Here is a 12,822-nt window from a genome sequence, read left to right as displayed (position 1 = left end):
GGGCGAAGGGGCCGTGTCACCCCGGAACAAGTCCGGGGTGACTTATTTCCCGTCATACTCGATCCCTTCCGCTGCCTTGCCGGACAGGATGAAGCCGATCGGGCGCTCCGCCTCTTCGGTCAGGTGGCCGATCAGGCCGGCCGTGCGGCAGAGCAGGCCGATGCCTTTCAGTGCTGCCAGCGGGAAGCCGACATCCAGCATGATCGCCGGGATCGGGCCGTTGACGTTCACCGGCAGGTGGCGGCCGATGGTTTCGGGCAGGGCCGCCTGCAGCGCGCGCATCATCGCCACGTGATCGCCGGAGACACCGCGCCGGTCGGCGAGGTCGAGCAGCAAGTTCGCGCGGGGATCGCCTTCGGAGTGTTGAGGGTGGCCGAAGCCGGGGATGGCCTTGGTCGTCTGGCGCAGGCGAGTGATGTTGCGGACGGCCACGGCATTGATGTCGTCCCCGCTTTCCCGCCAGTCGGCCACGCAATCGGCATAGAAACGGCCCGCCACTTCCGCGCTGCCCAGCACGACCGATCCGCAGCCGAGCAGCCCCGCCGCGACCGCGCCCTGCAAGGCCTCCGGCGCGGCGGCATAGGTCATGCGGGCGGCGACCACGCTTGGCACCAGCCCGTGCTCCGCCAGCGCGCAGAGCACGGCATTGGCAAAGAACAGCTGATCCTCGTTCGGTTCGACGCCTGTGACCAGGAACCAGAAATAGCTGGTGAAGTCCGTCTTGCCGATGATCTCCTCCACCAGATCCTTGCCGCGCACGGTGATGCTATCGGCATCGGACGTGCAGATGGCGGTGAAGGGGGCGTCCTGTTTGCCGATGCGCATATTCTCTCTCCTTGCTGGTGCTATCCGCCGCTGCCTATACCGGCGTCAAGATTGGGAGAGGTGCACAATGGCAAAGCCGCTCGAAGGCATTCGCGTGCTGGATATGGGAACCTTCATCACCGGGCCGCAGGCCGGCTCGCTGCTGGCCGATCTGGGCGCGGAAGTGATCAAGGTGGAGATGCCCGAAGTGGGCGACCCGTTCCGCGCCTTCAAGGGCGGGCTCTATTCGCCGCATTACCAGACCTATAATCGCAACAAGAAGTCCATCGAGCTGAACACCAAGCAGGCGCAAGACCTCGCCGCTTTCGACGAGCTGGTGAAGGGCGCGGACGTGTTCATCCAGAACTTCCGCCCCGGCGTGGCCGAGCGGCTGGGCGTGGATGCCAAGCGGTTGCAGGCGATCAATCCGCGGCTTGTCTATGCGCTGATCACCGGCTTCGGATCGGACGGCCCGCATCGCGACCGCCCGGCCTTCGATACGGTGGCGCAAGCCTCCTCCGGCTTCCTGCGCTTGCTGGTGAACCCCGAACATCCCCGCGTGGTCGGCCCGGCGCTGGCCGACGCATTGACCGGTTTCTATGCCGCCCACGGCGTGGTTGCCGCGCTCTATGAGCGGGAGAAGACCGGCAAGGGGCGCCTGGTGGAAACCAGCATGTTCGAGGCGATGTGCCACTTCAACCTCGACGATTTCACGCATCTGCTCTCGATGGGCGAAGTGATGGGGCCCTATTCCCGCCCGCATGTCTCGCAGAGCTATGTCTTCGAATGCGCCGATGGCGGCTGGCTGGCGCTGCACATGTCATCCCCGCCCAAATTCTGGGAGAACCTGGCCGAGGCGGCCGGGCAGCCCGACATGCTCCAGCGCCCCGAATTCGCGGATCGCAATGCCCGCATCGCCAATTACGACAAGGTGATCGCTTTCCTCGCCCCGATCTTCAAGCAGCAGCCGCGATCCTATTGGGCAGGCCGGCTGGCCGAGCTTGAAGTGCCGCATTCGCCCGTCTTCACCTCGCAGGAAGTGGTCGATGGCGAACTGGCGCGGCATCACGAAATCGTGCTGGAAACCGAAGGCCCACACGGCACCTTCCGCACCATCCGTTCGCCCCTGCGTTTCGATGGGCAGAAGCAGGAAGAAGTGATCGCGCCGCCAGTACTTGGCCAGCACAATGAAGAAATCCTTGGGCGTAACGGGGGCGTAAACCGGGCCAAGGAGTGAATTGCGTGCAGCAATAGCTTTGATATGCTCGCCCGGTAGAGCCGGGTTCTGAAAGGACTCGGCGCGAGGGAGAGACAAGATGAGCAAATTGCCGAGCAGGCTGCACCACACTGCCTATGTAACCAAGGATCTGGAGGCGACGCGCGCCTTTTACGAGGATGTGATCGGCCTGCCGCTCTCTGCCACCTGGTGCGAGACGGATTTCCTGTTCGGCAAGGATCGCACCTATTGCCATGTCTTCTTCGATCTTGGCGATGGCAGCAGCCTTGCCTTCTTCCAGTTCGCCGATGCGGAAGATCAGGCGCAGTTCGGGCCTGAAATTCCGGCATCGCCCTTCATCCATATCGCGCTGAATGTGGACAAGGAAACGCAGGCCGAAATCGAGGGGCGGATCGCGGCGGCAGGCATCCAGCCGCCCAACACCTACACGCTCGAACATGGCTATTGCCGTTCGGTCTATGTGAACGATCCCAACGGCATGATCGTGGAATTCACCTGCGACGATCCGCGCGCGGCAGAAGGCGCCGCAGACCGCCGTGCGCGGGCCCATGCCGAACTCAAGCGCTGGCTGGCGGGCGATCACACCAACAACAACCTCTTCCGCCACGAAGAAGAAGCGGCCTGATGGCCCTGCCCTTGCTGCCGACCTCGCTGGTCGGTTCGCACGCGCAGCCGGACTGGCTGATCGATCGCCAGAAGCTCGCCGGCCGCTTCCCGCCGCGCACCCGTGCCAAGGAACTGTGGCGCGTGGCCGAGGAATGGCTGGAACAAGCATGGGACGATGCCACCATCGTGGCGATCCGCGAGCAGGAAGAGGCGGGGCTCGACATCATCACCGATGGCGAGATGCGGCGCGAGAGCTATTCCAACCGCTTCGCCACGGCGCTGGACGGCGTGGATATCGAAAACCACGGCACCGCGCTCGACCGTTCGGGCGAGCCCGTGCCGGTGCCGCGCGTGGTGGGCGAAATCCGCCGCCGCCACCCGGTGCAGGTGCGCGACGTGGAATTCCTGCGCGCCCATACCGATCGCACTACCAAGATCACCGTGCCCGGCCCCTTCACCATGGCCCAGCAGGCGCAGGACGATTATTACGGCGATCCCGAGGCGCTGGCGCTGGCCTATGCGGCGGCAGTGAACGAGGAGATCAGGGACCTCTTCGCCGCGGGCGTGGACGTGGTCCAGCTCGACGAGCCCTATATGCAGGCCCGGCCGGACAAGGCGCGCCAGTTCGGCCTGAAGGCGCTCGAACGCGCGCTCGAAGGCGTGCGCGGAACCACGGCGCTGCATATCTGCTTCGGCTATGCCGCGCTTATCCACGAACGGCCCGAAGGCTATAATTTCCTGCCCGAACTGGCGGCTACGGCACTGGGCCAGGTCTCGGTGGAGACGGCGCAGTCGCACCTCGATTGCACTGTGCTGGAAAAGCTCGCGCCCAAGACAGTGATCCTCGGCGTGCTCGATCTTTCGACCCATGAGGTGGAAACGCCCGAGACCGTGGCCGTGCGTATCCGCCGGGCCTTGCCGCATGTCGATGCGAACCGGCTGATCGTCGCGCCCGATTGCGGGCTTAAATATCTCCCGCGCGATGTGGCGAACGGCAAGCTGCGCGCCATGGCGGCGGGTGCCGCGATCGTGCGCGAAGAGCTAGCCTGATGTTCAAGACCACCCATACGGGCAGCCTGCCGCGCCCCGAACAATTGCTCGCCCTCGTCTTCGCACGCGAAGGAGGGGAGCAGGTCGGCGAGGCGGAAATGGACGCAGCAGTGGAGGAAGCCACTGCCTATGTCCTTGCGCGGCAGGCCGAGGCCGGGATTACCATCCTGGGCGATGGCGAAATGTCGAAGCCCAGCTATGCCACCTATATCAAGCATCGCCTGACCGGCTTCGATGGGGAAGCGGGCAGCTATGAATTCCAGGATCTGGAGGAATTCCCCGGCGCCAAGGCGAAGGTGTTCGGCGATGCCGGGCGCGCGCGGCGTTCGGCCCCGGCCTGCACTTCGGCGATCACCGTCAAGGACATGGAAGCGCCGCGGATCGATGCCGAGAGGCTCAACCGGCTGGCGGGTAGCCACGAGACTTTCATGTCCGCGGCCTCGCCCGGCGTGACGGCGCTGTTCTTCCCCAACCGCTTCTACAAGGATGACGAGGAATATGTCTTCGCCATCGCGGAGGCGCTGCGGCACGAATATGAAACCATCGCCAATGCCGGGATCACCCTGCAGCTCGACTGCCCCGACATGGCCATGGGCCGCCATGTGCAGTTCACGCATCTTTCGACCGAAGAGTTCCGCAAGAAGCTGGCCATGAACGTGGCCGCGCTGAACCACGCTTTGCGCAATATCCCGGCGGAAAAGCTGCGCATGCATCTGTGCTGGGGCAACTATCCCGGCCCGCATCATTGCGACGTGCCGCTGGGCGATATCGCCGATATCGTGTGGCAGGCCAAGCCGCAGACCGTGCTGCTGGAAGGCGCCAATCCGCGCCATGCGCATGAATTCGCCTATTTCGAAGAGCATAGCCTGCCCGATGGCAAGGTGCTGTGCCCCGGCATGATCGAGCCGCAGAGCAGCTATATCGAGCATCCCGAGCTGATCGCCCAGCGCATCGGCCGCTATGCCGACCTGTTAGGAACCGAACGGGTTCTGGCGGGTGTCGATTGCGGTTTTTCCGTCCATGCAGGCAGCGGCAATCTCGATCCCGAAGTGGTCTGGGCGAAGCTTGCCGCGCTGGCGCAAGGGGCCGAGATCGCCGCACGACGCTACCGTTAGGTTAACCGGCTCAGGCCTCGGTTGGCGGAAACGCGTGCCGGCAGCCCAGCGCCGGACGAACCGGCGCGTTCAAGAATTGCGATGATGACCGGCGGGCGCCGAAATAGTTGCGGCCTGCCGGTAACCAATCGTTTCGTAAGAATGACCGGATATTGCTGTCCCGCTTTGAGCCGGAATTTGCCGCGCGACTCGTGTCAAAAATGCTCGCGCTGCATGCGGAAAGCCGTTATCCGGCAAGAGCTTAGTTGGTTAGCGCAGATCCGGCAGCGGGTCTGCCCCTCACGCGTGCGGGCGTGGCGGAATGGTAGACGCCGGGGACTTAAAATCCCCTGAGCATTGCTCGTGCGGGTTCAAGTCCCGCCGCCCGCACCATCAGTGTTTACTACAAGGCTTCACCACACACTTTATTCACGTTTGGAAGTGAGAGAATATTAGCAATTGCCGCCTAGACCGTTCGAATGCGGGGTGTTCTGCCCCGGGGGCGGGCAGGTCTCTCCCCGGGCGGCATTCTCGCAGGGCGGAAATTGGGCGGCCTGGCGGTTGTCCATGCGAGAAAAAGCTATGACTGAGGTTGTGCAATCGCCTGGCGGTCATGTGCCGGACCAGATGACAGGCTCGCTGACTGACGACGGCGAGGAGCAGCGGATCGCGCCCCGATTCACGCTGTTGATCCGTACTGCCAAACTCATTTGCGCCCAGGGCGAATATCTCTGCATCGTTCGTGACGCTTCTTCCACCGGGGTCAGCATCCGGACGTTCCACCCGCTGCCGCAGGGCGTGCAGCTGACGCTGGAACTGCCCAATGGCGACCGGCACCCGGTCGAGCGTGTGTGGGAAAAGGAAGGCGCCGCCGGTTTCCGCTTCCCGGTAGAGGTCGATATCGACCGCCTGCTCAACAACAAGAGCCGTTTCCCCAAGCGCGCGGTGCGGCTGAAGCTGCAACTGCCGGCGCTGATTTCATGCCATGGCCGCACGGCCGGCGTGGTGGTCCACAATATCTCGCAGCAGGGCGCGCAGATCGAATCGCCGCTCTATCTGGCGATCGACCAGAAGCTGCGGCTGGAAGCGGACAATCTGCCCATCATCCAGGCGCGGGTACGCTGGCGCAAGGATGCCAATTACGGGCTGGTATTCGACGATACGTTCCAGTTCGCCGAACTCGCCCGGCTTGCGGCTCAACTGCAGGGCAGTTGCAATATCGAAAGCGGTACCTGGATCCCCGGGCCGCAAGATTCCGCGCGGCGTTAACCTCCCCCTAACCATTATCCTTCACTCCCGGACAGGACCATTTCACCGGGGGCAGATCGTGATGGAACTCAGTCGGAATTCGCAGGCGCGCGAGATCGTTGTCGACGTGGCGATCATCGGCGCGGGGCCTGCCGGCCTTACTGCGGGCTATCTGCTGACCAAGCAGGGCAAGACCGTCGCGATCATCGAGAAAGACGAAACCTATGTCGGCGGCATCAGCCGCACGGTGGAGCATGAAGGCTACCGCTTCGACATTGGCGGCCACCGCTTCTTTTCCAAGAGCGCGGCCGTGGTCGACCTGTGGAACGAGATCCTGCCCGACGATTTCATCCAGCGCCCGCGGATGAGCCGCATCTATTACGAGGGCAAGTTCTACTCCTACCCGCTGCGCGCCTTCGAGGCGCTGCGCAATCTGGGCATCTGGCGCTCCACCACCTGCATGGTCAGCTATTTGTGGTCGAAGCTGTTTCCGATCAAGGATGTGAAGAGCTTCGAGGACTGGACCACCAACCAGTTCGGCCAGAAGCTCTATTCGATCTTCTTCAAGACCTATACCGAGAAGGTGTGGGGCATGCCCTGCAACGAAATGAGCGCCGACTGGGCCGCCCAGCGCATCAAGGGGCTCTCGCTCTGGGGTGCGGTGGTCGATGGGCTCAAGCGCTCGCTGGGCCTCAACAAGCGCCCGAACGACGGGCAGCAGGTCAAGACCCTGCTCGAAACCTTCCGCTATCCGCGCCTCGGCCCCGGCATGATGTGGGAAGCCGCCCGCGACCGGATCGTGGAGCGCGGCAGCCACGTGATCATGGGCCATGGCCTCAAGCAGCTCGCCTCCGACGGTCAGGGCGGCTGGCGCATGGTTGCTACGGGCAAAGATAGTGAACTTGTGGTGCGCGCCAAACACGCCATCAGTTCGGCCCCGATGCGCGAACTGGCAGCGCGTTTGCACCCGCTGCCGGAATCGACGCTCAACGCGTCGCAGCTCAAATATCGCGACTTCCTCACCGTCGCGCTGATGATCCGTTCGGAAGACCTCTTCCCGGATAACTGGATCTATATCCACGACAGCAAGGTGAAGGTTGGTCGCGTGCAGAACTTCCGCAGCTGGTCGCCCGAGATGGTGCCGGATGAGAGCGTCGCCTGTGTCGGGCTGGAATATTTCTGCTTCGAAGGCGACGGCCTGTGGTCGTCGAGCGACGCCGATCTGGTCGAACTGGCGAAGAAGGAAATGGAAATCCTCGGCCTGCTCGATCCTTCCGCCGTCATCGGCGGCGCAGTGGTGCGTCAGGAAAAGGCCTATCCGGTCTATGACGAGACCTATGCCGCCAATGTCGATGCGATGCGCCGGGAACTGGAAGACAAATTCCCGACCCTGCATCTGGTTGGCCGCAACGGCATGCACCGCTACAACAATCAGGACCATGCGATGATGACCGCGATGCTGACGGTGGAGAACATCCTCGCCGGCGAACGGGTCTACGACACCTGGTGCGTGAATGAGGATGCCGAATATCACGAGGCGGGCGATGAAGGCGCCGAAAAGGTCCTGCCGCAGCGCGATAATGCAGGTCGCCAGCCGGTAAGCGAGGATCAGGCCGCGGCGCTTGCCTCGGTGCGCGACGTGCCGGAACGCATTTCCAAGGAACGCCGCAAGGCTGCCTGACCGAAAAGGTCGCTAACCGACGATCGGAGAGCATGACGTGATTGCCACTCTTGCCCGTTTCCGCGACATCCGGCTGGTCCGCTATCTGCTGGCCAGTGTCGGCGCTCTGGCGGTGGACATGGGCAGTTTTCTTGCGCTGCTTTCCCTCGGGGCCATGCCCGCTCCCGCTTCGGCGGCGAGCTACAGCCTTGGTATTCTTGCCCATTGGCTGCTTTCCAGCCGGACGGTGTTCCACGATACGGTCGCTCGGCGCGGTATCGGGCGGACCAAGCAGAAAGCACTGTTTCTTGTCTCTGCCTTGCTGGGACTGGGACTTACCACGCTGATCGTCGGCCTTGGCCACCATGCAGGCATCGATCCGCGTCTGGCAAAGATCGTGGCGGTCGGGGCGAGCTTCACGCTTACCTGGCTGCTGCGCAGCAAGGTGGTGTTTCGCCGGAAGATCGCCGGATGACCATTCCGGCTGTCGCCCGCGAGGGCGTGCCGATGCCCTGGCTGCGCATCGGCCTGCTCTGGCTGGTCCTCTGCCTCATTCTGCTGGCGGTCGGTGCCGCCAATGTGGTTGGGCGCGTGTTTCCCGATCCCGACGATACTTTGCGCCTTGTCGAGGTGCGCGATCTCATGGCCGGGCAGGGCTGGTTCGATCTGCACCAGTATCGGATCGATCCTCCCGCCGGGGTGCTGATGCACTGGTCGCGGATCGTCGATCTGCCGATCGCGCTGATCGTTGCCCTGCTTTCGCCGCTGCTGGGCAGGGAAGGGGCCGAGAATGCGGCGCTGATCCTCGTCCCGATGATCACGACCGGGGCGCTGATGCTGGTAGTGGCACGCATTGCGCTGCAATCGCTGGGGCGAGAGGTGCTGCCCTATTGCTGCCTTGCCATCGGGCTTTCCCCCTTGTTGGCCGCCCAGCTCCAGCCCTTGCGGATCGACCATCATGGCTGGCAGATTTTCACTGCAGTCCTCGCGATGTTGGGCCTCATGCCTGGGCGTGAGCGCCACGGGCCGATTTTGGCTGGGCTTGCTCTTGCCGCAGGGCTGACGATCTCGCTCGAATTGCTGCCCATCGCCGCTGCTTTCGGGGCGGTCTTCGCGCTACGCTGGTTGCGCGATGCACAGGCGCGCTGGGGCTTCGTGCGCTTCATGGCGGCGCTTACCGGCGGACTGGCGCTGCTCTATCTGGCCACCCACGGGTTTGTCGAAAACGCGATCCATTGCGATGCGATCTCGCCACTCCATCTTGCCACCTTCGCGGTGCTGACCGCTGGCGGTATCGTTGTCGCATTGCTCTGGCCTCGTGCCGGTTTGACGACATTCCTCCTGCTTGGTCTGGTGGGAGCCGCCGGGGCGGGAACCTATCTCGCCATGGCGCCGCAATGCCTTGCCGGGCCCTTCGGTAGCCTTGATCCGCTGGTGCGTGAATTCTGGTACATGAATGTGCTGGAAGGTCGGCCGGTATGGGAACTCCCGTGGTATCGCGCGATCGAAGCGCCGCTTCCGGGGCTGGTTGCGCTGGCTGCACTTGGCCTGCTCATTCGCGGTACTTCGGGCGAGACGCGCATCTGGTGGTGCGAATATCTGCTGATCACTGCGGCATGTTATCTCACCGGGCTGGCGGTATGGCGCTCGCTCGCCTTTGCCGGGGCTCTGGCAGCGGTTCCGGTGGGATGGCTTGCATCGCGCCTGATGGCCTGGATGCGCGAGGCACCCGGTAGCGGGGCAAAGCTGCTTGCTGCTGCTGCGGTAAGCTTGGTGCTGGTTCCCGGTATTCCGGTGAAGGTCGCGCATATGCTTCTGCCCGAGCATAGGCCGGAAATCCGCGTGGCGGGCAATGCCACCATTGCCATTCCGGACGATGCCACCTGCCCGATTCACGACTACCGCGCCCAATTCGCGCGCCTTGCGCCCGGGACAGTGCTTGCCCCGCTCGATATCAGCCCATCCATCGTCGAAAGCACGCCGCACAGTGTCGTGGCTACCGGTCATCACCGGGGTGCGGAGGCGATGCGCGATGTGGTAGCGGCAATGACCGGCTCCCAGGAGCAAGCACACCGGATCGCCGCGGCGCATGGCGTGCGCTATGTCATGCTGTGCACGGCGATGAGCGAAACCTATATGCTGGCGCGCAAATGGCCCGATGGTTTCGCCGCGCAATTGATCCATGGGCAGACTCCCGCCTGGCTGCGGCCGGTGAGGATCGGCGCGCCGCCGTCGATCATGCTGTGGGAAGTGGTCCGCTGATCAGGCAGGCCTGAACTTCATCGCCGCGCCGTTCATGCAGTAACGCAGGCCGGTGGGCTTCGGCCCGTCGCGGAACACGTGGCCCAGATGGCCGCCGCAATCGGCGCAATGCACTTCGGTACGCGGATAGCCGATCTTGTTGTCGGTCGACGTGCCGATCGCGCCGGGCAGCGGTCTCCAGAAGCTGGGCCAGCCGGTCCCGCTCTCGAATTTCGTTTCGCTCGAATACAGCTCGTTGTCGCAGCCCTTGCACAGGAAGGTGCCCTTGCGATGTTCCTTGTTGAGCGGCGAGGTGAAGGGCCGTTCGGTCGCTTCGTGGCGCAGCACGTCATAGGCCTGTCGGTCCAGCAGCTTGCGCCATTCGGCATCCGTGCGCGTCACGCGATAGCCGGCGGCAAAAGCCGGGGCGGCGCCCGACAGGGCGGTGAGCGAAACGGCACTGCCGAACCAGCCGAGCAGCGTCCTGCGCGATGAGGTGAGATGCTGTTTCATGTGCCTCTCCAGTCTTCACTTATCCTATCACGCCAACGCGCGAATGGCGAAAGGGTTGCGTCTATCCGGCGGGTGTCGCCCGTCCCTTGACGATCGCCAGCAGCCCGCGACGCGCCTTGCCACCGTGTTGCGGGCCCGATTTCATCACCCGCTTGCGGAACAGGGCCGAGCCCACCCGGACGAAGATCGCCACGGCCACGGCCTGCCAGGCGAGCGCGGCGACATGCGGCCACAGCGTATCGTCTGTCGCTGCGCGGGCGAGCATGGCGAAGGGGGAGCTCAGCGGGAAGGCGATTGCAGCCAGTTCCATCGGCTTGCCGGTTTGCGTCAGCGCATAGGCGGAAAAGAAGAACACCAGCACCTGCAGCATCGTTACCGGCATGGACAGAGTCTGCACTTCGCGCACCGTTGCCGCCATCGAACCGATCGCCAGGAAGATGGAGCCGAGCAGCAGGTAGCCCATCGAGAAATAGATCACGCCAAACAGGAAGAAGAGCGGCCAACCCACGCCCGGGGTCGGCAGATCTTGCAGGTTCCACCCGCCGGGCAGGGTCTCCTGCATTCCCGCAAGGCCGACAAGGCCGCCGATGACAGTGGCCCACACCGCGATGCCTACCAGCGACACGGCCAGCATGGCGAACAGCTTGCCCAGGAACACCGCGTCCATCGGGATTGCGGCGGCCAGCACCTCGATGATCTTGTTGGCCTTTTCCTCCACCAGGTTGGAAAGCACCATCCCGGCCAGCAGCATGATCAGCAGGAACAGCACGGTCTGGCCTACCTGTGCGGTTGCCATCCGGCCCTGCTTTTCCCGCGCGCCGCTGGTGGCAACGCTGGTGAGCTTGACGGGAGGGAATTCGGTCGGCGCACTTTTCAGTGCCTGCGCGGCAATCAGCCCGACCGGGCCCTGCCACCAGTCCAACCGTTCCTGCGTGGCGGTAAGTTCAGGCGTGGCAGGCGTGCCGGTGACAATGCCCGCCATGTCGCCCTTCGCCTCTTCCAGCAGGGCCCGCGCGTCGAATGTCTCGCCCGGGGCCAGCCGCTTCAGTTCCACCATGCGGGGAATGGCCGGGCCGATTTTCGGCGCCAGTTCCTCATAGGCGGCGAGCATCCGGTCGACATCTGCGCCTTCCATCGCGACGCCGATTTCCGGCCGAGCGGCTTCCTGCTGCACCTGTTCCCCGATTCCGCCGGCAAGACCGCCTACGATCAGAGGGAACAGCGGGCCTAGCAGGAAGAAGATGAAGGCGCGGCTGAACAGGATTGCGACGAAATCGCGCCGGGCGACGACGAAGGCGGCCTGCCAGATCGACAGGCGCCCTGCGGTGCTGCCGGAAATGTTCATCGGGCGCCCTCCTCTTCCGGGGATGCTTCCAGTGCGCGCGCCGCCGCTTCGCCTGCGATGGCGACGAAAGCATCATGCAGGCCCGCGCGTTCGATGGAGAGCGAGAGAATGCCCGCTTCCCCTTCGATCAGCGCGCGCAGCAAGGGCTCGATCCCGGTATCGGGCAAGTCGAAATACCAGTAGGCGCCTTCATGGCGGGCCTTGGCCGGCAGGGCCGCGCGCCAGGGGCCATCCGCATGGGCAGTTTCCAGCCGCACCTGTGCCGGGATGCGATCCCGTGCCTCGTCCACGCGCCCGGCGAAGGGCACCTTGCCACCCGCGATGATCGCGATCTGCTCGCACAGACGCTCCGCATGGGCGATCACATGAGTGGAGAAGATCACCGTGGTGCCTTCTTCGGCAAGGCGGCGGATCATCTGTTCCAGCTTGCCCTGATTGAGCGCATCGAGGCCGGAAAAGGGCTCGTCCAGCACCACCAGCTTCGGTTTGTGGACCAAAGTGCCCAGCAATTGCACCGTCTGCGCCATGCCCTTGGACAGCTGGCGGATCTGCCGATCCGCCGCGTGGCCTAATCCGTGGCCTTCCAGCAATTCACGTCCTCGCTCGCGCCCTTCCTTCAGCGGTACGCCGCGCAGGGCGCCCATGAAGGCAATCGCCTCATAGGCTTTCATGGACGGATAGAGCCCGCGTTCTTCCGGCAGATAGCCGATCAGCCGCGCGACATCGTGCGGGCGCTCATGCCCCAAGACGCGGCGGGTGCCTTCGTCGGGATCGATAATGCCCAGCAGCATGCGCAAAGTAGTGGTCTTGCCTGCGCCGTTCGGGCCGAGAATGCCGTAGATCGCGCCTTCGGGAACGGAGATATCCACTCCGTCCACCGCCAGTGTGCCGTCGAAACGTTTCACGAGGCCGCGGGCTTCGATCGCCAGCGGCCTTGTATGGTTGTCCGCCGGTTGGGGATCGCCTAGCTCGGTCTGCATAGGCGCGAGTTAACTCCCGCCTGTGAACAGGAGCAACAGCGAAC

Annotated in this window: 12 protein-coding genes and 1 tRNA gene; 9 read left to right on the top strand and 4 right to left on the bottom strand. The window is 63.9% G+C overall.

The genetic code is table 11. The annotated features are described in order from the left end of the window. Window positions 1–42 precede the first annotated feature (42 nt). Window positions 43–825 (bottom strand): citryl-CoA lyase, encoded by a 783-nt coding sequence (locus tag WFP36_RS06420; RefSeq protein ID WP_336978939.1) that lies wholly within the window; start codon window positions 823–825, stop codon window positions 43–45. 67 nt (window positions 826–892) lie between these two features. Between WFP36_RS06420 and WFP36_RS06415 the strand changes: the two genes are divergently transcribed. The 9 genes from WFP36_RS06415 (at window position 893) to WFP36_RS06375 (ending at window position 9,961) form a co-directional block, all read left to right on the top strand. Continuing rightward, window positions 893–2,041 carry a CaiB/BaiF CoA transferase family protein gene (locus WFP36_RS06415; protein WP_336978938.1) on the top strand — a complete coding sequence of 383 codons (1,149 nt, stop codon included), beginning with the start codon at window positions 893–895 and terminating at the stop codon, window positions 2,039–2,041. Window positions 2,042–2,120: 79 nt separating this feature from the next. Beyond that, window positions 2,121–2,666, top strand: coding sequence for a VOC family protein (locus WFP36_RS06410; protein ID WP_336978937.1), 546 nt, complete (start codon window positions 2,121–2,123; stop codon window positions 2,664–2,666). Then, window positions 2,666–3,697, top strand: a complete 1,032-nt coding sequence (locus tag WFP36_RS06405; protein WP_336978935.1) for a uroporphyrinogen decarboxylase/cobalamine-independent methonine synthase family protein — start codon at window positions 2,666–2,668, stop codon at window positions 3,695–3,697. Before WFP36_RS06410 ends, WFP36_RS06405 begins: the two co-directional genes overlap by 1 nt. Then, on the top strand, window positions 3,697–4,812 hold the full coding sequence (locus tag WFP36_RS06400) for a cobalamin-independent methionine synthase II family protein (protein WP_336978933.1): 1,116 nt from the start codon (window positions 3,697–3,699) through the stop codon (window positions 4,810–4,812). The genes WFP36_RS06405 and WFP36_RS06400 overlap by 1 nt, the downstream gene beginning before the upstream one ends. A gap of 287 nt (window positions 4,813–5,099) precedes the next feature. Next, a tRNA-Leu gene (locus tag WFP36_RS06395) sits at window positions 5,100–5,184 on the top strand. Between the two features lie 234 nt (window positions 5,185–5,418). After that, window positions 5,419–6,060 (top strand): PilZ domain-containing protein, encoded by a 642-nt coding sequence (locus tag WFP36_RS06390; RefSeq protein WP_336978932.1) that lies wholly within the window; start codon window positions 5,419–5,421, stop codon window positions 6,058–6,060. 61 nt (window positions 6,061–6,121) lie between these two features. Beyond that, the gene (locus WFP36_RS06385) at window positions 6,122–7,720 is read left to right on the top strand and encodes an NAD(P)/FAD-dependent oxidoreductase (RefSeq protein WP_336978931.1); all 1,599 of its coding nucleotides are present in this window, start codon (window positions 6,122–6,124) and stop codon (window positions 7,718–7,720) included. Window positions 7,721–7,757: 37 nt separating this feature from the next. Beyond that, window positions 7,758–8,174 (top strand): GtrA family protein, encoded by a 417-nt coding sequence (locus WFP36_RS06380; protein WP_336978929.1) that lies wholly within the window; start codon window positions 7,758–7,760, stop codon window positions 8,172–8,174. Next, entirely contained in the window at window positions 8,171–9,961 is a 1,791-nt protein-coding gene (locus WFP36_RS06375) for a hypothetical protein (protein WP_336978927.1), read from the top strand. The genes WFP36_RS06380 and WFP36_RS06375 overlap by 4 nt, the downstream gene beginning before the upstream one ends. On the opposite strand, the gene msrB is transcribed toward WFP36_RS06375, so the two are convergent. The 3 genes from msrB to WFP36_RS06360 all read right to left on the bottom strand — a co-directional run bounded on the left by msrB (window position 9,962) and on the right by WFP36_RS06360 (window position 12,778). After that, a complete protein-coding gene (gene msrB / locus WFP36_RS06370) occupies window positions 9,962–10,453 on the bottom strand; it encodes a peptide-methionine (R)-S-oxide reductase MsrB (RefSeq protein WP_336978924.1) in 492 nt (163 codons plus the stop codon). Between the two features lie 61 nt (window positions 10,454–10,514). Further along, window positions 10,515–11,798, bottom strand: coding sequence for an ABC transporter permease (locus WFP36_RS06365; protein WP_336978923.1), 1,284 nt, complete (start codon window positions 11,796–11,798; stop codon window positions 10,515–10,517). After that, the gene (locus tag WFP36_RS06360) at window positions 11,795–12,778 is read right to left on the bottom strand and encodes an ABC transporter ATP-binding protein (RefSeq protein WP_336978921.1); all 984 of its coding nucleotides are present in this window, start codon (window positions 12,776–12,778) and stop codon (window positions 11,795–11,797) included. The genes WFP36_RS06365 and WFP36_RS06360 overlap by 4 nt, the downstream gene beginning before the upstream one ends. Between the last annotated feature and the right edge of the window lie 44 nt (window positions 12,779–12,822).

It is taken from the genome of Fulverythrobacter fulvus, assembly GCF_037154085.1.
Taxonomy (GTDB): Bacteria; Pseudomonadota; Alphaproteobacteria; order Sphingomonadales; family Sphingomonadaceae; genus Andeanibacterium; species Andeanibacterium fulvum.
Note: the sequence above shows the minus strand (reverse complement) of the source record. Positions and strands in the feature narration are given on the sequence as shown.